Genomic DNA, 19799 nt, shown 5'->3' on the forward strand with positions numbered 1-19799 from the left:
AATTCTTGAAAGAAAATCTTCGCGTCGAGACAGTCAGGCGTTCCTGACCGTCTCAGACGAGTTCTTCTGCGACCACGTCGACCGCGAGCAGGTTCGGGTCGATTGCGAGGTCGGCCTGCGCCGTGGCGAACTCCGGGAGGGAGTCGTAGGCGTAGGTCACGACGCGCACGTCGGGGTTCAGCTCCTTCGCCACCGAGATGGCCGTCGCGTCGTCCATATCGGTGAGCACGAACAGGTCGGCGTCCTCGATGCCGGCCTCGCCGAGCGAGTCGGCGGAGGCGATACCGCTGACGCGGACGACCGTCGCGCCCTCGGTTTCGAGCGCCTCGCCGAGTCCGTCGGGGTCGGTCCCCGCGACGACTGCCGTCGTCATTCGTACTCGATGGTCGCCGGCGGTTTGTGGGTCACGTCGTAGACGACGCGGGCGACGTTCTCGTTCGTCCCGGTGATGCGCGACTGGATGCGCTGGAGGGTGTCCCACGGCAGTTCCTGCGCGCGAGCGGTCATGCCGTCGCGCGACTCCACGGAGCGGACCGAGACGATCCAGCCGTGGACGCGGTTGTCACCCTTGACGCCGGTGCCCTTGCCGATGACGGCGGCGAACGCCTGCCACGGCTCGTGCTTTTCGGTCTCGTCTTCGACGACGTGACACGCGTCGCGGGCGACCTGCACCTTCTCGGGCGTGACTTCGCCGAGGACGCGGACCGCGAGGCCCGGCCCCGGGAACGGCATCCGCTCGGCGATGATGGATTCGAGGCCGAGCGCGCGGGCGACCTCGCGGACCTCGTCCTTGTAGAGGTCGCGGACGGGTTCGACGATGCCCTCGAAGTCCACCACGTCCGGCAGGCCGCCGACGTTGTGGTGGGACTTGATGTTGCCCTCGGACTCGATGCGGTCGGGGTAGATGGTCCCCTGCACGAGGTACTGCGCGTCGGTCTCCTTCGCCTCGCGCTCGAACTCGCGGATGAACTGCTCGCCGATGACCTTGCGCTTTTCCTCGGGGTCGACGACGCCCTCGAGGGCGTCGAAGAATCGGTCTCGGGCGTCGACGACGCGGAGGCTCTCCATGAAGGAGAAGGTGTCCGCGATCTGCTCGGTCTCGCCTTTGCGCATCAGGCCGGTGTCGACGTAGACCGGGGTGAGCTGCTCGCCGACGGCCTCGTAGGCGAGCGTCGCGGCGACCGAGGAGTCCACGCCGCCCGAGAGGGCGATGATGGCGTGCTCGTCGCCGATTTGGTCACGAATCGATGCGGTCGCGTCTTCGATGAATTCGTCTACGTTTACCATTATGCTGTCACCTCTTCGTTGCCGAGTTCGCGCGCGTCGAGTTCGCCGAGGACCGCGCGGAGGAAGCCGAGGAACGGCGGGCTCGCGCGGTCGGGTCGAGAGCGGAACTCGGGGTGGAACTGCGTTCCGAAGAAGAACGGGTGGTTCGTCAGTTCGAGAATCTCCATGCGGTTTTCGGCGCGGCCGGAGAAGCGGAGTCCCTCGGACTCGAGTTCGTCGATGAGTTCGGGGTTCACTTCGTAGCGGTGGCGGTGGCGCTCCGTACAGGAGGTGTCGCCGTACACCGCCTCCGCGAGCGTGCCGGCGTCGATGTCGGTGTCGTGCGCGCCGAGGCGCATCGTGCCGCCCATCTCGTCGACCTCGTACTGCTCGGGCAGGAGGTCGATGACGGGGTACGGCGTGTCGGGGTCGAGTTCGGCCGAGTGGGCGTCCTCGTGGCCGAGGACGTTCCGGGCCTGCTCGACGACGGCCATCTGGAAGCCCAGACAGAGGCCGAGGAACGGGATGTCGTTCTCGCGGGCGTAGCGGATGGCCTCGATTTTGCCGCCGGTTCCGCGGGAGCCGAAGCCGCCGGGGACGACGACGCCGTCGGCGTCCTTGAGTCGCTCTTCGTGCTTGTCGAGCATCTCGTCGGAGTCGACCCAGAGGATGTTCACGTCGACGCCGCACTCGATGCCCGCGTGCTTGAGCGCCTCGTGGATGGACATGTAGGCGTCTTCGAGGGCGTACTTGCCGACGAGCGCGATGTCGACCGAGCCGGTCCGGTCGGCCGTGACGAGCTCGCGCCAGCGGTTGTCGCGGTCTTCCTTCGGCAGCGCCTCGTCGGCGATGCCGAGGCGCTCCATGACGTACTCGTCGAGGCCCTCCTCTTCGACCATCAGCGGGACGTGGTAGATGTCCGGCACGTCGGGGTTGGAGAACACGGCGGCGTCCGGCACGTCGCAGAACTGCGCGATTTTGGTCTTCGTCGCCGGTTCGAGCTTGTCGTCGGCGCGGCCGACGAGGATGTCCGGCTGGAGGCCGATGCTCCGAAGCTCCTTGACCGAGTGCTGGGTGGGCTTCGTCTTCTGCTCGCCGTTCTTCGAGTAGGGGACGAGCGTGACGTGCGTGAACAGCACGTCGCCGTCTTCCTCCTCGGAGGCGAACTGGCGGAGCGATTCGAGGAACGGCATCGACTCGATGTCGCCGACGGTGCCGCCGACCTCGACGATGCACACGTCGGTGTCCTCGGCCGCCTCGCGGATGCGGCGCTTGATGTCCTCCGTGACGTGCGGGATAATCTGGACCGTCTTCCCGAGGTAGTCGCCGTCGCGCTCCTTCTGGATGACGTGCTGGTAGGTCTTGCCCGTCGTGATGTTGTGGTCGGCGGTCATGTCGACGCCGAGGAACCGCTCGTAGTTCCCGAGGTCGAGGTCGACTTCAGCGCCGTCTTTCAGGACGTACACCTCCCCGTGCTCGTAGGGGTTCATCGTCCCGGCGTCGACGTTCAGGTACGGGTCTATCTTGACCGCGGTGACGTCGAACCCGGCGTTCTTCAGGAGTCGGCCGGTGCTCGCGGCCGTGATACCCTTCCCGAGGCCGGACATGACACCCCCGGTTACGAAAATGAACTTGCGCCCCATCTCTGGGTCGTATTCGTCCGTCGGCATACTGACCGTGTGCGAGCGTACTTCAAAACCATTTCGGAGGGAACATCGTGTGCCAGAGCACCGCACGCTCCCGAATCCGCGAGAATCGCGCGACGGCGACGCGACGATGACGCCGACTCGGCGGCGCGTCCCCGGTCAGTCCAGCCTTTTAATGACTCGCGCCGGGTTGCCGCCGACGACCACCGAGTCGGGCACGTCCTTCGTGACGACCGCGCCCGAGGCGACCACCACGTCGTCGCCGATGGTGACGCCGGGGTTGACGACCGCCCGGCCGCCGAGCCACGCGTTGTCGCCGACGGTCACCGGCTCCCCCGACTCGGGGCCCTTGATTCGCTCCGCGGCGTCGAGCGGGTGGGTCGCGGTGTAGATGTGAACGCCCGGCGCGAGCTGGCAGTTGTCGCCGAGCGTGATTGGACACACGTCGAGGAAGACGCAGTCGAAGTTGGCGAAGAAGTTCTCGCCGACGCTGACGTTGTAGCCGTAGTCGCAGCGGAACGTCGGCTCGATTTCGAACGACTCGCCGACCTCCCCGAACAGTTCCCGAATCAGTTCCTCGCGGCGCTCGGTTTGGGTCTCGTCGGTCTCGTTGAACAGGCGCGTGAGCCGCCGCGCGCGCTTTCGTTCCGCGACGAGTTCCGGGTCGCTCGCGTCGTACAGTTCGCCCGCGAGCATCTTCTCCTTCTCCGAGGGCATACCCTCGATGACCGGGGGAGCGGTGGTAAGTGTACGCACGACTTCCGCAACCGCAGGATTTGACTCGCCCGCCCACGACCACCCGTGCATGAAGGACTTCCCGCGACTCGGCTTCGGGACGTACAAGCTCGAAGACCGCGACGAGTGCGTCGAGGCCGTCAAGACCGCCCTCGACGTTGGCTACCGCCACGTCGACACGGCCCAGATGTACCACAACGAGGAGTTCGTCGGCGAGGGGCTCGCCGAATCCGACGTCGACATCGACGACGTGTTCGTGGCGACGAAGCTCGACACCGACAACCTCGGCTCTGACGACGTGCTGGAGACCGCCCGCGAGTCCGCCGAAAAGCTCGGCGTCGACACCATCGACCTGCTGTACGTTCACTGGCCGCTCGACAGCTACGACGAGGACGAGACGCTCGCGGCCCTCGACGAACTCGTCGAGGAGGGCGTCGTCGCCAACGTCGGCCTGAGCAACTTCCGACCCGACCAGCTCGAATCGGCCATCGAGACGCTCGACGCGCCCGTGTTCGCCCACCAGGTCGAGATGCACCCGATGCTCCAGCAGGCCGAACTCCGCGAGCTCGCCGCGGAACGCGGCCACCGTCTGGTCGCCTACTCGCCCATCGCGCGCAACCAGGTCGCCGACGAGGAGGTCATCGTCGACATCGCCGAGAAGCACGACGCCTCGCCCGCGCAGGTCGCCCTCGCGTGGCTCATCGAGAAGGGCGCGACGCCCATCCCGAAGGCCGCCTCGCCCGACCACATCCGCGACAACTTCGCCGCGCTCGACCTCGACCTCGACGACGAGGACGTGGCCGCCATCGACGACCTCGATTCGACTCACCGCATCGTCGACTTCGAGGAAGCGCCGTGGAACCACGCCTGACCTGAGTCGAGCCGACCCGGCCGATGCCGGGACGCTGAGAACCCTCATTTTCGCCGCGAGCGCCCCGCTGTGCGTCGTCTTCGTCGCCGACGAATCCCTGACAGAGCGGGCCGTGGGACCCCGCCACAAACAGGGTGAACATATATGATGGACTCGGCCGTACTGCCGAATATGGCAACGGTGGTGGTGGTGTGCCCGCACTGCGGACAGCAAGTGGAATCGAGATACGAGGGCGACGCCGACTTCGACGGTGTCAGACAGCGGTTAAAAAGCGAGTATCGCGTCGCGCGGCAGACCTGTCCGGTCTGTTCGAATCCGTACGACCTCCGTCGGGCGTAAGTCGCTCCGACGGCGCGGCGACGGTGACGGTGACGACTTCGGCGGGTGGCCGAGGGCGTCGGCGTCGGTGTCGCGTTCGCGTTATCCCGTGTTCTTCATCCCGGCGGCGATACCTTTGACCGTGAGCCGCAGGGTCTGTTCTTCCTCGTCGGTCCGGTGGGTCTGCGACAGCAGGTGCGTCTGCAGCAGGTTCAGCGGGTCGACGTAGGGGTTGCGGCGGCGGAGGCTCTCTTCGAGCCACTCGCGCTTCAGGAGACTGCTGCGCTCGCTGATGTCGAGCATGAGGTCCGCGGCGTCCTCGTACTCCTCGGTGAGGCGGGTGAAGAACTCCTCGCGGAGCTCCTCGTCGGCGAGGTTCGCGTACTCCGTGGCGATTTCGAGGTCGGTGCGCGCCAGCGCCATCGCGGCGTTGTCGAACGTGCTCCGGAAGAACGCCCACTCGTCGTACATCTCGCGGAGGTCGTCCATGTCGCCGCCGTCTTCGAGGAAGGCGTTGACGCCGGCGGCCAGCGAGTACCAGCCGGGGAGGATACACCGCGACTGGGTCCACGAGAACACCCACGGGATGGCGCGGAGGTCCTCGACGCTGCGCTCGTCGGACCGAGAGGCCGGCCGGGAGCCGAGGTTGAGTTCCTCGATGACGGTGATGGGCGTCGCCTGCTCGAAGTAGGAGACGAAGCCGTCGGATTCGAGGAGGTTCCGGTACTCCTCGCGGGCGGCGGCCGCCATGGTGTCCATGGCGTCGACCCAGCGGTCGGGCACCTCCTCTTCGGGCGTCCGAATCGCCTGCAGGCGGGCGCGAATCTGGGCGTTGAGCATCTGTTCGAGGTTCCGCTCGGCGATGCGCGGGTTGGCGTACTTCTCGGCGATGGCCTCGCCCTGCTCGGTGAACTTAATCTGCCCCGTGACGGTCTCGTTCGGGAGCGCGAGCATGGCTTCGTTCATCGGACCGCCGCCGCGGGAGATGGAGCCGCCGCGGCCGTGGAACAGCCGCATCGTCACGTCGAAGTCGTCGCAGATGTCGGCGAGGCGGCGCTGGTTCTTGTAGAGGTCCCAGTTGGCGGCGAGGAAGCCGTTTTCCTTGTTGGAGTCGGAGTAGCCCAGCATAATCTCCTGGACGTCGTTCCGGGCGGCGAGCGCCGTCCCGTAGGCCTCGTTCTCGAACAGCGTGCCCATGATGCGGCGCGCGCCGTTGAGCGCGGACTCGGTCTCGAGGAGCGGGACCACGTCGATGCCGCAGTGGTCGGGCAGAGAGACGACGCCCGCCTGGTCGGCGAGGAACAGCACTTCGAGGACGTGCGAGGGTTCCTCGGTCATCGAGATGCAGTAGGTGTCGATAGCGCCGACGCCGTACTCGCGCTGCCACTCGCCGAGCTTGCGGAACCGGCGGAGGACGCGCTCGGCCGTCTCGGAGATGTCGCCGGGGTCTTCGAGGTCGACGACGGGCTCTTCCTGCAGAATCGCGTCGGTGAGGAGTTCGACGCGCTCCGCCTCCGAGCTACCCTCGTAGTCGAGGCCCTCGTGGGCGAGCGCCTCGTGGACGGCCTCGGTGTGGTTCTCCTGGTGGTCGCGGAGGTCAAGGCTGGCGAGGGTGAAGCCGAACGTGTCGACCTGCCGCATCAGGGGCTCGACGTACACGTCCGCGACCTGCGCCGCGCCGGTCCGCCGGAGGCTGGCGTCGATGACTTCGAGGTCGGCCAAGAGCTCGCTCTCGTCCGCGTAGCCGTTCGGGCGCACGTCCTCGACGCGGCGGAGTCGCTCGCGCATCAGTTTGAGCTTCTGGCGGTACGGCTCGTTGGGGTAGCGCTCGTCGGCCTCCTCGGCGACGACGGGGAGGAGTTCGCGGTCGGCCTTCAGCGAGCGTTCGAGCTCGTGGCCGGGGTCGATTCGCGTCGCGTCCTGACTCAGCACACCGGAGAGACGCTTGAGCGAGTCGCTGTACTTTTCCAGGGCGACGCTGCGCTGGCGTTCGAGCGTGTCCTCTGTCACCTCGGGCGTGACGAACGGGTTGCCGTCGCGGTCGGAGCCGGCCCACGACCGGAACTCGAACAGCTTCGGCACGTCGAGGCCGGGGTACTCGGCCCGAAGCTCCTCTTCGAGTTCCTCGTACACCTCGCCGACCACGTCGAAGAGGGTGTTTTCGAGGTACCACTGGACGTTGCGGGCCTCGTCGGTCGGCTCCGGGCGGCGGTCGCGGACCTGCGAGGTCTGCCAGAGGCTCGTCACCTCGGCGACGACGTGCCGCCACTCCTGGTCGTGTTCGAGGTCGGTGAGACGGCGCTCGTCGAGCGTCTCCAGCCGGTTGGCGATGGAGCGGAGCTTCGATTTCACCGTCTTGCGGCGGGCCTCGGTCGGGTGCGCCGTGAACGTCGGTTCGATGAGCACGTCTTCGAGGACCCGTCCCAGAAGCTCCTCGTCGACCTCCTCGTCGTCCAGCGCGTCGAGCGTGTCGAGGATACCGTCTTCGAGCGTCCCCTCCTGGGACGCCTCGCGGATGACGCGAACGCGCTCGCGCTCCTCGGCGAGGTTGATGAGTTCGAAGTAGGTGGTGAACGCGCGGGCGACGACGCTCTCGCGCTCCGGTTCGAGGTCGCCGACCACGTCGTAGAGCCGCTCGCGCGACCCGGACTCGCCCTTCCGGTAGGCGATGGCCGCCTGCCGAAGCTCTTCGACCGTCTCGAACGACGCCGTCGACGTCTGCGCTTCGAGCACGTCCCCGAGCAACGCCCCGAGCTCGCGAACATCTTGCCGCACGTCTCTGGTGTGCAATCGCATCGTACTCGGATACGAGTAGCACATTCTAAAAGGCCACGAGTAACGTCGAAAATTTGCCCGGAAGTCGGTTCTAAACGAACGTTACGCACGTTTTCGTCCAGTTTTCGACGACCGACGAATTCCGCGCGTTCGAGCGGTCGAACCCCCTCGCTGGCGGCCGTTTCGTGGGGCGTACTACCACGGTGGATTCGTCACGCTTTTACTGGCCGCCTCGAAGGTGAGAGTATGAGCGATAGCGACAAGTACCCCGCCGACTCGGGTCGCCGTCGGTTCGTCAAGGGCGTCGTCGGGGGAGCGACGCTCGCGGGCGTGGGAACGACAGGCGCGGCCGCCATCAACAGCGCAACGTCATCCACCGGTACCGGTGGGGGGCCGACGCAGGCGTACGCCATCGAGAACACCGCCGGTCCCGCACCGCGCGGCATGCCGCAGATACCGATCGAGATCGACGACGAGGGCTACATCCGCGGCGTCTGGCCGGAGGTTCAGACCGTCACGCAGAACGGTGTGGAAGTCGACCTCGCCCTCACCGAGGACTACCAGGGGACGGGCGTCACCTACTCGCAGGACTGGTTCCAGTACTGCGGCGTGCAGACCTACGAGGGCCTGAACCCGACCTACGAGTCTGATAACTACTTCCGCTCCGACAGCGGCGGATACGACTGGCAGTCCGAGACGTACAGCTCCGGGGACCGCCTGAACGTCAACGACTTCGACGAGTACGAGACGTGGGGCAACGGCATCGGGCGGGCCGGTATCGGGATGCCCGCGACCGGCACCTGGCGCTCCGAGGGCGCCGAGAACACGATGCCGATTCAGGTGCTCCGCTCGACGCGCATCGAGGAAGCCGCACAGGACAACGAGTGGCTCGCCGCCTCGACGGACCAGGGCGTCATCGCGTGGCTCAACAAGTGTACCCACTTCTGCTGTGTCCCCGGCTACAAGCAGGCGGCCAGTTCCGCCACGTTCGGCGGCGAAAACGGTGTCTACTGCCAGTGCCACCAGTCCGTCTACGACCCCTTCTCCATCGTCCAGACGCTGTTTACGGCGCTGCCGCGCCCGAGCGAGTAACGACCCACGAAGCCGCCCTCCCGTTTCGAGTTCGACCGCGACGCGTTCCCGCCGTTTTCTCTTTTCAGACCCCCGAACGACCCGTTTCCGCCCCGACGAGTCGCCCGTTTCGAGCCCGTGGTCTCGTCTCCGTCTTCAGCACCATCTCCGTCTCCCGCCCCCGAGTGCCGACGGACCCGTCGCTCGCGGATGTGAGTCGAATTCGAGAATGTTCCGATTCGCGCGGTGCTCCGACGCGCCGGCGCGCTAGCCGCCGCTGACCGGCGGGAAGAGCGCGAGTTCATCGCCGGCGGCGGCCTCCTCGCCGAGCGCGGCGGCTTCACCGTTTCGCAGGACGTTGATGTGGTCGTACAGTTCGCCGTCATCGCCGAACACCCGCGATTCGAGCGCCGGGTGCGCCCCGACGAGGGCGTCGAGCGCGTCGCCGACGGTCGCGTCGCCGTCGACGTCAACCCGAACGGTCCGCGTGCCGGTGACTTCCGCGAGGTCGGCGAACAGCTTCCACTCCATACTCCCGTCTCGTCGCCCGGCGCTCATGAGGATTGCGCCCCCGACGACCGCGGCCCGTCGCCGTCGGAGTCGCCGTTTTCGTCTCCGTCTCCGTCGTCTCCGCCGTCTCCGTCGCCTCCGCCGTCGGTTCGGCTCGTGTCGGTCGTCGCCCGGCGCTCGACCTTCCGGAGAACTTCCGGCCGGCCGACGACGTAGAGCGTGTCGCCGGCGGCCAGTTCGCGACCCCGACCGGGAATCGCGTCCACCGGGCGGTTCGCCGACCGGATGGCGACGACGGTCGTGTCCACGTCCGAAACCGCCAGCCCGTCGAGGTCTGCGCCCGGTGCGACGGTCGTGACCGCCATCGTCTCGTCGGCGTTCCGGAGGAGCGACGCGAACTCGCGGTCGACGTGGGGGTCTGCGGGGAGCGTCACGAGTCGGTACTGCTCGCCGCTCGTCAGGCGGTCGGCGTCCTCCTCGTCGAGGGCGACGGTCGCCACGTCGTCGGCGACGCCGCGGAGTTCGCCGAAGGCGACGCGGGTCGGTGCGGCCGGTGCGGCCGGCGCGTCGGTGCCGCCGTCGGACAGCGACCCCGAACCGCCGGGAGGCGTCTCGGCCGTCGGTTCGGCGGACTGGGCCGGTTCAGTCGCGTCGGTCGCTCCCGCGACGGCGTCGTCGGACGGGTCGTTCTCGTCGTCCGCCGCCGGCTTCGGAACCGACCAGACCTGCACGGGGTCGCCGGCGGCCGCGCCGGAACCGGGGTCGCCGCGAATGGCGACCGCGACGGTGCCGGGTGCGAGCGTCGGCCCGAGGCCGGCCGCGCGACTGCCGAGCGCGAGGTACGACACCTCGTTCCCGCCGGCTTCGAACTCCACGTCGACGTGGCCGACGCCGTGGTCGTCCTTGATGCGCGTCGCGAGTCGGTCGCGGAGTTCGGCCTCGCTGAGCCGTCGGGGGAACAGCAGCGTCTTCCCGCTCAGTTGGGTCTTGACGGCCTCGCCGACCGGGTCGTACCCCTCGATGTCGGCGATGTCCTCGGGGAGCGTCACCGACGTGACGCGGCCGACGGTCCGGACCAGTCGGCTCACGTCGGCGTCGAGTTCCTTCGCGCCCGCGACGGCGAACACGTCGGTCGTGAGCCGGTCGCCGGCGACGCGGCCGACCGGCGCGATAAGCGCTCCGCCGAGGAGCGACGCGGTGTTGAAGAGGACGGTGTCGAGTTGGAACACCTCGGTCTCGGTGCCGGTGGTGAACGCGCCGAACAGGCCGATCGTGTTCAGGTAGAGCGCGACGACCGCCCCGCCGAAGAGGACCGAAAGCGCCCGCGGGATTATCTCCCGGGTGTACCACCGGTAGAGCAGCGAGGCGATCGCGGAGACGACGAACGCGCCGACGACGAGTCCGACGAACCGGAGAATCTGCAGGACGAGCGAGTCGTCCACCGGCGGAATCGACACCTGTCCGGCGGTCGCCGACTGTCCGACCGCCGCGAGCAGGTCGGCTGCGGGTGCGGCCGAAGCGGACCCGGCGGCCGAGGCGAGGGCGGCGAACATCACGCGACCGCCCCCTCGAAGGCTGTCAGGTCGCTTCTCGACCCGACCGCGTAGAGCGTGTCGCCGGCGGAAACCTCCTGGTCACCCCGCGGCGCAATCGTCCAGTTCCCGCCGTGGCGGACCGCGAGGACCGCAACGCCGTAGGCGTCGCGGACGCCGGCCTTCCCGAGTGTTACCCCGTCGAGCGGCCCCTCTGCACCGACCGAGAGCCGCGAGAAGCGCTTGCCCGCGCGGCGGAGCAGGGAGACGAGTTCGAACTCCCGGCGGACGCCGCGGGAGGTGACGATGAATCGCTCCGCGTCGCTCCCGAGGAGCGATTCGACCTTGCCTCGGTCGACCGCGAGCGTGACGCGGCCCTCGCCGCCGACGGCCGTCGGCGCGCGCGGCGCGGCCTTCGGGGCGTCCGCGTCGTCCTCGTCCTCGTCGGCGTCGCTCGGGGTCTCGACGACTGATTCGACCCCGGCGACGCTCGCCGAGACGGTGCCGCCGTCGGTGACGACGACCACCTCGTCGCCGCGCGCGAGTCCAGTCGGGACGAGCGCCGTCACCGACACCGCGCGCTTGCCCGTCGGGAGGCGCTTCGAGAGGCCGCCGACCGGGGCCGCGGCGGAGACGGTCGCGCGGGCTCGCTCGTCGAGTCTGACCTCGACGGCGGCGAGGTCGAACTCGTTTTGCAGGCGGTCGGCGTACCGCGATTCGAGTTCCACGAGCGGGATGTCGGCGGGGAACGTCCACTCGCCGTTTCGGATACTGGTACGGATGTCGAGCGGGACCGGCGGGTAGCCCTCGATGTCGCCGACCTCGCCGGTGACGCTGACGCTGACCTGTCCGCGGCCGCCGACGAGTTCGACCACGTCGGTCGAGAGCGACCGCTCGGTGAGCTTTCGCAGCGACATCTTCCGCGGGATGTCGTTGGCGAAGGCGTCCCCGCGGTTGTGCGCGTACAGCGCCCCCATCAAGACGACAAGCAGCGCGACCGTCAGCCTGACCTGGCTCTCCGACTGGGTAATCGTCGGGTCGGCCAGCGCCATGAGACCGCCGCTCGCGCCCGCGATGGCGACGCTGAGAACGACGACGGCGAGGCCCGGAACGGTGACGCCGGTGACGTAGCGGAAGCCGAAGCCGAGGAGCCACGCGACGGCGGCCGGAACGAGCCCGGTGAGAACGCCGAAGTACAGCCCGTAAACGACTTCGACGGGGAGTGAAGCCATGGACCGGTACACTCGCCGACGGGATAAAGACGTGACGACGCGCCCGTGACGGGCCGATACCCGACCGTTTTTGGCCTCGGACGCCAGAACTGGGAGAGACATGGCTTCGGTACGCGAGTGGGTCGGTGCCCGCGCGACGATTGGGACGGTGTTCTTCGCCGCCGTCCTGTCGGTCGCCATCGGCATCCTCAACATCAGCTCCCCGGTCACCGGCGGCGTGTTGGCACCGTACATCCCGGAAGCGGTCCGCATCACCGCCGGCTTCACCGGGACGCTGACGGGCTTTCTGCTCCTCGCGAGCGTCTTCGGGCTCCGCCGACGCTACCGCGCCGCGTGGTACTCGACCGCGGTGCTGCTCCCGGTGACCGCCGCGCAGGGGCTCGTCCAGTCGCCGGAACGGGCGGCACCGCTCGTCGGCCTCTCGCTTATCAGCCTCGCGCTCCTGCTTTTCAACCACAGGGCGTTCAACCGCGACCTCGACCTGACGGCGACACAGCTGTCGGCCCTGCTCGCCATCGCGGGCGCACAGACCTACGCGACCGCCGGCGCGTGGGCGCTCAGAGAGCAGTTCAACGGCATCGAGACGCTGTTCGACGCGTTCTACTTCGGCGTCGTCACCGGCAGCACGGTCGGCTACGGCGACATCTACCCGCGGACCGCCATCGCCAGACTGTTCGGGATATCGGCGCTCCTCATCACGGTGGCGACGTTCGCCGTGGCGCTCGGTGTCCTGCTCACGCCCGCAATCGAAGCGCGACTCACCAAAGCACTCGGACGCATGACCGAATCACAACTCGACATCCTGGAGAACCACGTCCTCGTCCTCGGCTACGGCGAGCTGACCGAACCGATTCTCGAAGAGCTCGGCGACCGCGCCCGCGTCGTCATCGTCACGCCCGACGAGAGCCGCGCCAAGCGCCTCACCGACCGCGGCTACGACGTGGTCACCGACGACCCGAGCGACGAGGAGGCGCTCCAGCGGACCCGCGTGGACGCCGCCCGCTCGGTCGTCGTCGCCACCAACAACGACGCCGAAGACGCGCTGGCCATCCTCACGGCGCGACAGCTCAACCCCGACGTGCACATCGTCGCGGCGGCGACCCAGCGCGAAAACGAGCGAAAGCTCCGCCGCGCCGGGGCCAACACCGTCATCAGCCCGGCGGCGCTCGGCGGTCACTTCCTCGCCGAGTCCGCCGTCGGCGGGAGCGGCCTCGAAACCATCGAGGAACGACTGCTCGACGAACAGCCCGCCGACCCGCCCGTAGACGAGACGGCCGAGACGAACGGGGCGGGTGCGGCCGACGACACCGACGACACCGACGACACCGACGACACGAACCGCTCGTAAACGCAAGCGACTCCGACTCTGCGTCTCGCCGCTCAGTGCCCGCGGTCGAACACCGCAACGTCGCAGTCTATCTCGCGGATTCGCTCGAACGTCGGCGGCGAGATGAACCGCGAGGCGGGCGACCGGTCGCCGCTGGACCCGAGCACCACGAGGTCGTAGGTGGCGGCGTTCGAGGCGATGAAACTAGTCACGTCGGACCGGGCGACCCGCGTCTCGATGTTCCCGTCCGCGGTTTCGACCAGATTGGCGAGTTTCGACTCTGCGGGCCGCCGTTCGACCTCCGTGGAGATGCAGGTCGTGACGCTCACGCTCCCGGTCTTCCCGGCGAGGCGGGTCGCGAAATCTATCATCGCGTGAGCGGCGTCGCCGGGGCGGGAGACGAGGACGAGCACGCGCCGCCAGCGGTAGGTCTCGCCGGTCGAGCGGAACGCCACGGTGTCGTACGACCCGCCGAACAGGCCGCGGATGTAGTCCGAAAGCAGACCGCGGTCCTCCTCGTAGGGGGCCACCACGAGGTCCGAATTAGTGTTCGCCGCGGCCTCGGTCGTCGCGGTCAACGGGTCGCCGCGGGCGACCGCGACCTCCACGGGCACGCCCAGTCGGGTCCGCAGTTGGTGCGCGCAGGATTCGAGGCGCTCGACCGACGCGTCGGCGTCGGTGTCGAGTTCGCCGTCGGTTTCCGCGGCCGCGTCCGCGCCGCCCTCGGCGGTCGCCGCCGGCGGGAGCACGTCGAGGAGGACGACCTTGCCGGCGCTGTGGGCGGCGGCGAGTCGGGCGGCGAAGAAGGCCGTCTGGGTCGCCGCCTCCCCGCGCATCGGGACGAGCACGTGGTCGTCGCCGCGGACGGTCCCGTAGAGGTACTCCGCGCGGCGCTCGTAGAACTGCTCGCGCCAGATAGTGAACGCGATGGCGATGACGACGCTGGCGAAGAAGATGCTCACCACGTACTCCTCGGGGTTCACGTCGCCCGTGACGAGCGTCAGGAGCGCCGTCGAAAACGCGGAGGGGGCTTCCACGTCGAGGAGCCACGTCGTGACCCCCGCGAGGAAGATGGCGAGCGCCGCCGCCGACGGGTGGACGATTGCGGTCCCCGTCGGGCCGTAGGTCCACCCGGTGAACCCGACCGCGACGAGGCCGCAGAGCGCGCCGACCGTGAGGGAGACGGTGAACTTCACCGGCGACGAGTACCGCCCCTCCGGGTCGGAAAACAGCGTGTACGACCCCGACGCGAGCGGCGGGAAAAGCAGGAACGAGAGCGTGCTGACCGAGTTGGAGATGAACGTCACCCCGGCGATGAGCACGGGGATGATGAGGAGAATCGAGAGGTGAAGCAGGTTGTTCGTGTTCTCTATCCACCGACCGAACGCCACCATCTCGCGCCGCTCTATCCGGCGGAGCCGGGCGCGGAGCGCGCCGGCGCGTGCGACCGCTCGGGCCGCGAGGTGGCGGAGGTCCACGGCTCGGTTACGCGAGGTCGGTGACGGCGTCGAGCGTGATGGAGATGGCGCGCTCGACGTTGTTCTTCGCCTTCTCGGGGAGTTCCTCGTCCGAGTCGGCTCCCTTCTGGGTGCCGGCGACGAGGTTGCCGTCGACGGTACAGATAGCGCCGGCGCGGAGACCCTTCCGGCGGGCGAGCGAGAACACCGTCGCGGCCTCCATCTCGATGGCGAGCAGGCCGGCGTCGTTCCAGTCGTCGACGTACTCGTCGGACTCGTTGTAGAACGCGTCGTCGGAGACGATGGGGCCGACGTGCACGTCCTCGTCGTTGGCCTCCGCCGAGTCGACGAGCGACGTGAGCACGTCGTAGTCGGGGACGGCCGGGTAGACCTCGGACTCATAGCGCTTCGAGGTTCCCTCCTCCTTGGCCGCGCCCGTGGCGACGATCATGTCGCCGACTTCGATGTCCGCCTGGAGCGCGCCGATGGTGCCGACGCGGATGAACGTCTCCACGCCGACGCGGGAGAGTTCCTCGATGGCGATGGCGGCCGACGGGCAGCCGATACCGGTCGAGGAGATGGTGAGCGGGACGCCCTCGTACTCGGCGTTGACGACCTTGTACTCGCGGTTCTGCGCGACTTCCTCGACGTTGTCACACTGCTTCGCGATGCGGTCGACGCGCCCGGGGTCGCCCGGGATGAGCGCGATGTCGTTCACGTCGCCTTCTTCGACGAGGAGATGGGGCTGTTTCGCCATGTTCCGACCCACTCGGGTCGCGGGCAAAAACGACGCGGTTCGACCGGGGGCGGGTGCGGTCGGCTGGAACGACCAGCCAACCGACCGGGTCGCCGTCACGCGAACCCGGTGAAAAGCGCCGGCGCGAGGACCAGCAGCGTCGCGCCGAAGACGAGCGAAGAGCGGAGCCACTGCCCGCGGACCGCCGTCGCGCGCTCCTCGTAGATGCGCCGGCCGGCGCGCGGGAGGACGAGGCGGGCGAACGCGACGTAGATGAACGCCACGACGACCGCGGTCGCGACGAGGTGCGACGGGAGGTCGACGCCGGCGACCCCGAGGTCCGGCGCGACGGCGTCGGTCGCGAGGTAGACGAACGCGTAGAGGACGCCGGCGAGCGCGCCGGCGGCGTGGTGGACGACGTTGGCGTCGCCGAAGCTCACCTCGTCGGGCGTCGTCCGTCGGACGACCGACGCGGCGACGTAGGCGGGGGTGAAGCCCTCGTCCTGTCGCCACATCGGGATGGCCATCACGACCGCGGCCGCGACCCCGACGACCGCGCCGAGGAGCAGTCGCCCGGCGACCGCACCGAGGCTCGACGCGGCGTCGAGGGCGGCGACGGCGACCGGGAGCTGGTCTAACATCGTCCCGACGAATGACTGGTGGGGATAAAATTTGTCGGGTCGGGGTCGGCCCGGGTTCGGGCGGCGTCGAAACGGTCGCGCGGCCGGTTCAGCCCTCGACGAGGTCGTCCAGCCGTCGCCAACTGAGTTGCGTCCGCGCGCCCGGCTCGGCCGCGGTGAGCGCGCCGCAGGCGTTGGCGACCGCCAGCGCCCGCTCGTAGGCGGCCCCGTCGAGGCGAGCGGCGATGAAGCCCGAGGCGAAGGCGTCGCCCGCGCCGGTCGTGTCCACCGCGTCGACAGGGTAGCCGGGGTGAACGTGTCGGTCGTCGCCGTCTCTGACCTCCGCGCCGCGCGGGCCGTGTTTGAGGACGAGCGTCGTCCGCGCGAGCGCCTCGGCGACCTCGGAGGCGGGCTCCGAGCCGGCGCTTCGGCCGCGCTCGACCGCCGCTTCGTCCAGCGCGGTTGCGGCCTCGCGGTCGTTGAGAAAGACGTAGTCAACCTCGCGGAGGGCGTCGGCGTAGCCCCGGTCGCCGACGCGCCGGCCGGGGTCGAAGCTGACCGTCGTATCCACCTCGTGGGCCCGTCTGGCGAGCGTCGCGGCCGTGTCGGGCGACTGGCTCGTCAGGTGGAGGTGGTCGGCCGCCGCGAGCGGGGCGGCCGGGAGGTCGGTCGCCTCGAACGCCTCGTTGACGCCGGGGGAGCCGAGGACGAACACCTCGCCCGCGGCGTCGACGACGATGTACTTGACCGTGGTCGGGCCGCGGTCGACGCTGACGACGTGGCGGCAGTCGACGCCCTTCGAGGCGAGTTCGGCGACGGCGGCGTGGCCGTGTTCGTCGTCGCCGACGCTCCCGAGGAGCGCGGCGGGCACGTCGAGGCCGACGAGGCCGCTGGCGACGTTGGCGGCGCTCCCGCCGCCCGCGCCGACCCGCGACTCGACGGTCGCCTCGCCGTCGGGCTCCGGCAGCGCGTCCACGCGGAGGGTGACGTCCCAGTTCACGTGGCCGGCGCAGATGACACGGGACATGCGTCCGCGTAGGTCGGTTCGCCGGTGGGATAACTCTCCCGGGTCGGGCGACTACGGTGCCGAGAAAATGGAGTGTGGGCGTGTCCGAGCAGAATCGCGGCCTCAGCCGGCGATGGCGAACAACAGGAGGTTGTGGACGCCGGGGCCGAGGCCGACGGCGGCGACGAGACCCAAGAGGAGCGACCCCTCCGTCGGGTCCTCGCGGACGTAGTCGGCGAGCAGGGCGACCACGAAGCCGGCCACGACGAGTTTCACGAGGACGAACAGCCAGCCGACGCCGATGACCTCGGCGGTCGGGAGCGCAGCGGCGGCTTCGAGGATGATGCGCGACAGCGGCGTCCGCTCGCCGAAGCCGAGCACGTCGATGCCGACGGCGGTCGACAGCGCGTCGAGGGCGTGCCCGAAGATGGCGAGCAGGCCGAGCGACCCCGCGGCGGCCGCGTCGGTGTCGATTCGCGTCACGACCCGCCACGTCAGCGGGGTGACGACGAGCGCGGCGACGAGGGCGACGCCGGGCCAGACGATTGAGAGCGTCCCGGCGGCCAGACCGATAAAGAGCGCGAAGCCCGCGAGTCCGGCGGCGACGAGCAGTCCGGGAACCGCGAGCGCCGTCGGGGAGGCGAGGTCGGCCGCGTCGAGCGCGAGCCACGTCGCGCCGGCGGCGACGGCCACGGAGAGGTAGACGGAGGGCGTGCCGGCGAGCGGTTCGACCGCGGGCGGGAGCGCGTCGATGACGTAGAGGACGTGCAGCGCCGACCCCGACACCATCCACGGGACGAGTGCGGCGACGTGGGCGGGCGTGACCGCGGGTCGCCTGCGGCTCAGTCCGACGCCGACGCCGACGAGTCCCGCGACGAGGGCGACGAGGTAGGGAAGCGGCGGGAGCGCGAACCCCTCGGGGAGAATGGCCATGCAGGAGGCGCGGCGGGGCGGCGTGAAAGCCTTACGTTCTTTAGCCTCGGGTCGCCTCGACAGGGTATGAACCGAGCCGACCTCGCCGCCCGCATCGACCACACGGTCCTCGGACCCGAGACGACGATGGCCGACGTGGAGGCCGTCCTCGACGACGCCGACGAGTGGGGGATGAACGCCTGCATCCCGCCGTGCTACGTCGGCGAGGCGAGCGAGTACGCTCCGGACGTGTTGCTGGCGACGGTCGTCGGCTTCCCCCACGGCCAGCACACGACCACGGCCAAGCGCGAGGAGGCCGTCGACGCGTGGCAGGCCGGCGCGGACGAACTGGACATGGTCATCAACGTCGGCCGGCTCAAAGCCGGCGAGGACGAACTCGTGACCGAGGACATCTCCGAGGTCGTCGCGGCCGTCCCGATTCCGGTGAAGGTCATCATCGAGACGTCGCTCCTCGCCGAGGAAGAGAAGCACCGCGCCTGCGAGGCCGCCGTCGAGGCCGACGCCGCCTTCGTCAAGACCGCCACCGGCTTCGCCGACGGCGGTGCGACGGTCGAAGACGTGGCGCTCATGGCCGAGTACCTGCCCGTCAAGGCCTCCGGCGGGGTCGGCTCCTACGACGAGGCGGTCGCCATGTTCGAAGCCGGCGCGGAGCGCATCGGCGCATCGTCGGGCGTCGACATCGTCGCCGGCGCGCCCGAAGAATAGGTCGGTCGTCGGCCGGTCGGCATCGCGCGGTCGCCGGTGCCCAACATTGATTACTCGACTCCCGAGAACCCAGTACCATGCTCCGAGGCGGGCCGGTCGTTCAAATCGGCGTCATTTTCGTGTCAGTACTGGGGCTCTGGGTCGGCGCGCGGCTGTTGGTCGACGCCGCCGTCCGGTCGGCTCGGAGGTTCGGGCTCTCGGAACTCACCATCGGGCTGACAATCGTCGCGATAGGGACCTCGACGCCGGAGCTCTCGGTCGCGGTCGACGCCGCGTACAAGGGGTTGGGCGACATCGCGGTCGCGAACGTCCTCGGTTCGAACATCTACAATCTGGCGTTCGTGTTGGGCGTCATCTCGCTACTCCGGGTGATTCCGGTCGCGGAGTCCATCGTCTATCGCGACGGAGCCGCTCTGCTGGCGAGCACGCTCCTCGGCGGCGTCGTCCTGTTCGACCTCCGGGTCATGAGGCTCGAAGGCGCGCTCTTGGTCGGGGCGTTCGTCGCCTACACGGCGTACCTGCTCCGGGGGTCCCAGTCAGATGGGGACGGCGCGACAGACCAGTCGCTCGGCGACGGCGGCGTGACCCGTCCGATAACCGAACGAATCGACTTCCCCGGGCGAGACGCCGTGTTCCTCCTGGGCGGGTTGGGGCTGGTGTTGGTGAGCGGCGACTACATGGTGCTCGCCGCGTCGGAGTTGGCCCGCGGTGCCGGCGTCTCCGAGTGGGTCATCGGCGGGACAATCGTCGCGGCGGGCACCTCGACCCCGGAGTTCGCTGTCTCGCTGGTCGCGCTCCGACAGCGGAGTCTCGGGGTCTCGGTGGGAAACATCGTCGGCAGCAACATCCTCAACATCACGGGCATCGTCGGGGTCGCGTCGGTCGCCAGCCCTTTCGTGGTGAGCGGGTCGGCGCTCGGGACGTTCGCGTGGCTCGTCGCGGTCACGATCCTGATAGTTGCCGCGCTCTGGACGGGGCGGGTCCTGTCCCGCTTGGAGGGCGCTTTCTTCACGACCTCCGAGGTCACCCGGTGGATACTGGGGCTCATCTGATGGCCGC

At 69.0% G+C, this 19799-nt stretch carries 19 protein-coding genes; 6 read left to right on the forward strand and 13 right to left on the reverse strand.

Annotated features, from left to right (window positions below):
- Positions 1-52: 52 nt before the first annotated feature.
- The 4 genes from DEQ92_RS09380 to DEQ92_RS09395 form a co-directional block, all read right to left on the reverse strand.
- Complete coding sequence (locus DEQ92_RS09380) at positions 53-373, reverse strand: NAD-binding protein (protein WP_004974796.1); 321 nt, start codon at positions 371-373, stop codon at positions 53-55.
- Positions 370-1287, reverse strand: coding sequence for a glutamine-hydrolyzing GMP synthase (gene guaA, locus DEQ92_RS09385; protein WP_004974798.1), 918 nt, complete (start codon positions 1285-1287; stop codon positions 370-372). The genes DEQ92_RS09380 and guaA overlap by 4 nt, the downstream gene beginning before the upstream one ends.
- The gene (gene pyrG, locus DEQ92_RS09390) at positions 1287-2936 is read right to left on the reverse strand and encodes a glutamine hydrolyzing CTP synthase (protein WP_004974799.1); all 1650 of its coding nucleotides are present in this window, start codon (positions 2934-2936) and stop codon (positions 1287-1289) included. The genes guaA and pyrG overlap by 1 nt, the downstream gene beginning before the upstream one ends.
- A gap of 135 nt (positions 2937-3071) precedes the next feature.
- Positions 3072-3629, reverse strand: a complete 558-nt coding sequence (locus tag DEQ92_RS09395; protein ID WP_050459711.1) for a maltose acetyltransferase domain-containing protein — start codon at positions 3627-3629, stop codon at positions 3072-3074.
- Positions 3630-3717: 88 nt separating this feature from the next.
- Between DEQ92_RS09395 and DEQ92_RS09400 the strand changes: the two genes are divergently transcribed.
- Both DEQ92_RS09400 and DEQ92_RS23395 read left to right on the forward strand, forming a co-directional pair.
- Positions 3718-4518 carry an aldo/keto reductase gene (locus DEQ92_RS09400; RefSeq protein ID WP_050459710.1) on the forward strand — a complete coding sequence of 267 codons (801 nt, stop codon included), beginning with the start codon at positions 3718-3720 and terminating at the stop codon, positions 4516-4518.
- Positions 4519-4689: 171 nt separating this feature from the next.
- Positions 4690-4857: a hypothetical protein gene (locus DEQ92_RS23395; protein ID WP_155821702.1), complete on the forward strand. Its 168-nt coding sequence runs from the start codon at positions 4690-4692 to the stop codon at positions 4855-4857.
- Positions 4858-4938: 81 nt separating this feature from the next.
- Here DEQ92_RS23395 and ppc read toward each other — a convergent pair whose 3' ends face one another.
- Positions 4939-7632, reverse strand: a complete 2694-nt coding sequence (ppc, locus tag DEQ92_RS09405; RefSeq protein ID WP_050459709.1) for a phosphoenolpyruvate carboxylase — start codon at positions 7630-7632, stop codon at positions 4939-4941.
- Between the two features lie 225 nt (positions 7633-7857).
- Here ppc and DEQ92_RS09410 point away from each other — a divergent pair, with 225 nt between their 5' ends.
- Positions 7858-8703, forward strand: coding sequence for a hypothetical protein (locus DEQ92_RS09410; protein ID WP_004974806.1), 846 nt, complete (start codon positions 7858-7860; stop codon positions 8701-8703).
- 246 nt (positions 8704-8949) lie between these two features.
- On the opposite strand, the gene samp1 is transcribed toward DEQ92_RS09410, so the two are convergent.
- Genes samp1 through DEQ92_RS09425 form a run of 3 tightly spaced genes read right to left on the reverse strand, consistent with a single transcriptional unit; the run spans position 8950 to position 11956 of the window.
- Positions 8950-9213, reverse strand: coding sequence for a ubiquitin-like modifier protein SAMP1 (gene samp1 / locus DEQ92_RS09415; RefSeq protein ID WP_004974807.1), 264 nt, complete (start codon positions 9211-9213; stop codon positions 8950-8952).
- Positions 9214-9236: 23 nt separating this feature from the next.
- Positions 9237-10745 carry a potassium transporter TrkA gene (locus DEQ92_RS09420; protein ID WP_115820698.1) on the reverse strand — a complete coding sequence of 503 codons (1509 nt, stop codon included), beginning with the start codon at positions 10743-10745 and terminating at the stop codon, positions 9237-9239.
- Positions 10745-11956: a potassium channel family protein gene (locus tag DEQ92_RS09425; protein ID WP_004974810.1), complete on the reverse strand. Its 1212-nt coding sequence runs from the start codon at positions 11954-11956 to the stop codon at positions 10745-10747. Before DEQ92_RS09425 ends, DEQ92_RS09420 begins: the two co-directional genes overlap by 1 nt.
- A 100-nt stretch (positions 11957-12056) precedes the next feature.
- On the opposite strand from DEQ92_RS09425, the gene DEQ92_RS09430 reads away from it, so the two are divergent.
- Positions 12057-13304, forward strand: a complete 1248-nt coding sequence (locus DEQ92_RS09430) for an NAD-binding protein (RefSeq protein ID WP_115820699.1) — start codon at positions 12057-12059, stop codon at positions 13302-13304.
- Positions 13305-13336: 32 nt separating this feature from the next.
- Here the strand turns inward: DEQ92_RS09430 and DEQ92_RS09435 are convergent, their stop codons facing one another.
- From DEQ92_RS09435 to DEQ92_RS09455, 5 genes are all read right to left on the reverse strand, one after another.
- Positions 13337-14761, reverse strand: a complete 1425-nt coding sequence (locus tag DEQ92_RS09435; protein WP_115820700.1) for a universal stress protein — start codon at positions 14759-14761, stop codon at positions 13337-13339.
- A gap of 7 nt (positions 14762-14768) precedes the next feature.
- A complete protein-coding gene (locus tag DEQ92_RS09440) occupies positions 14769-15497 on the reverse strand; it encodes a nucleoside phosphorylase (protein ID WP_004974815.1) in 729 nt (242 codons plus the stop codon).
- Between the two features lie 95 nt (positions 15498-15592).
- Entirely contained in the window at positions 15593-16117 is a 525-nt protein-coding gene (locus DEQ92_RS09445) for a hypothetical protein (protein ID WP_004974816.1), read from the reverse strand.
- 88 nt (positions 16118-16205) lie between these two features.
- Positions 16206-17123, reverse strand: a complete 918-nt coding sequence (locus tag DEQ92_RS09450) for a carbohydrate kinase family protein (RefSeq protein ID WP_115820701.1) — start codon at positions 17121-17123, stop codon at positions 16206-16208.
- A gap of 102 nt (positions 17124-17225) precedes the next feature.
- Positions 17226-18035, reverse strand: coding sequence for a DUF63 family protein (locus tag DEQ92_RS09455; RefSeq protein WP_115820702.1), 810 nt, complete (start codon positions 18033-18035; stop codon positions 17226-17228).
- Between the two features lie 66 nt (positions 18036-18101).
- Between DEQ92_RS09455 and deoC the strand changes: the two genes are divergently transcribed.
- Together deoC and DEQ92_RS09465 are read left to right on the forward strand one after the other, a co-directional pair.
- Positions 18102-18740: a deoxyribose-phosphate aldolase gene (gene deoC, locus DEQ92_RS09460; RefSeq protein ID WP_115820703.1), complete on the forward strand. Its 639-nt coding sequence runs from the start codon at positions 18102-18104 to the stop codon at positions 18738-18740.
- Positions 18741-18817: 77 nt separating this feature from the next.
- A complete protein-coding gene (locus DEQ92_RS09465) occupies positions 18818-19792 on the forward strand; it encodes a sodium:calcium antiporter (RefSeq protein WP_115820704.1) in 975 nt (324 codons plus the stop codon).
- Positions 19793-19799: the final 7 nt, after the last annotated feature.

The sequence above is a fragment of the Haloferax sp. Atlit-6N genome (assembly GCF_003383195.1).
GTDB lineage: Archaea > Halobacteriota > Halobacteria > Halobacteriales > Haloferacaceae > Haloferax > Haloferax gibbonsii.

Bases quoted from the DNA above. Each gene is read 5' to 3' on its own strand.
- DEQ92_RS09455 (WP_115820702.1), bottom strand. From the start codon at position 18,035: ATGGCCATTCTCCCCGAGGGGTTCGCGCTCCCGCCGCTTCCCTACCTC.
- DEQ92_RS09465 (WP_115820704.1), top strand. From the start codon at position 18,818: ATGCTCCGAGGCGGGCCGGTCGTTCAAATCGGCGTCATTTTCGTGTCA.
- DEQ92_RS09445 (WP_004974816.1), bottom strand. From the start codon at position 16,117: ATGTTAGACCAGCTCCCGGTCGCCGTCGCCGCCCTCGACGCCGCGTCG.
- DEQ92_RS09440 (WP_004974815.1), bottom strand. From the start codon at position 15,497: ATGGCGAAACAGCCCCATCTCCTCGTCGAAGAAGGCGACGTGAACGAC.
- deoC (WP_115820703.1), top strand. From the start codon at position 18,102: ATGAACCGAGCCGACCTCGCCGCCCGCATCGACCACACGGTCCTCGGA.
- DEQ92_RS23395 (WP_155821702.1), top strand. From the start codon at position 4,690: ATGGCAACGGTGGTGGTGGTGTGCCCGCACTGCGGACAGCAAGTGGAA.
- DEQ92_RS09430 (WP_115820699.1), top strand. From the start codon at position 12,057: ATGGCTTCGGTACGCGAGTGGGTCGGTGCCCGCGCGACGATTGGGACG.
- guaA (WP_004974798.1), bottom strand. From the start codon at position 1,287: ATGGTAAACGTAGACGAATTCATCGAAGACGCGACCGCATCGATTCGT.
- DEQ92_RS09380 (WP_004974796.1), bottom strand. From the start codon at position 373: ATGACGACGGCAGTCGTCGCGGGGACCGACCCCGACGGACTCGGCGAG.
- pyrG (WP_004974799.1), bottom strand. From the start codon at position 2,936: ATGCCGACGGACGAATACGACCCAGAGATGGGGCGCAAGTTCATTTTC.
- DEQ92_RS09400 (WP_050459710.1), top strand. From the start codon at position 3,718: ATGAAGGACTTCCCGCGACTCGGCTTCGGGACGTACAAGCTCGAAGAC.
- DEQ92_RS09420 (WP_115820698.1), bottom strand. From the start codon at position 10,745: ATGTTCGCCGCCCTCGCCTCGGCCGCCGGGTCCGCTTCGGCCGCACCC.
- DEQ92_RS09425 (WP_004974810.1), bottom strand. From the start codon at position 11,956: ATGGCTTCACTCCCCGTCGAAGTCGTTTACGGGCTGTACTTCGGCGTT.
- DEQ92_RS09450 (WP_115820701.1), bottom strand. From the start codon at position 17,123: ATGTCCCGTGTCATCTGCGCCGGCCACGTGAACTGGGACGTCACCCTC.
- DEQ92_RS09410 (WP_004974806.1), top strand. From the start codon at position 7,858: ATGAGCGATAGCGACAAGTACCCCGCCGACTCGGGTCGCCGTCGGTTC.
- DEQ92_RS09395 (WP_050459711.1), bottom strand. From the start codon at position 3,629: ATGCCCTCGGAGAAGGAGAAGATGCTCGCGGGCGAACTGTACGACGCG.
- samp1 (WP_004974807.1), bottom strand. From the start codon at position 9,213: ATGGAGTGGAAGCTGTTCGCCGACCTCGCGGAAGTCACCGGCACGCGG.
- ppc (WP_050459709.1), bottom strand. From the start codon at position 7,632: ATGCGATTGCACACCAGAGACGTGCGGCAAGATGTTCGCGAGCTCGGG.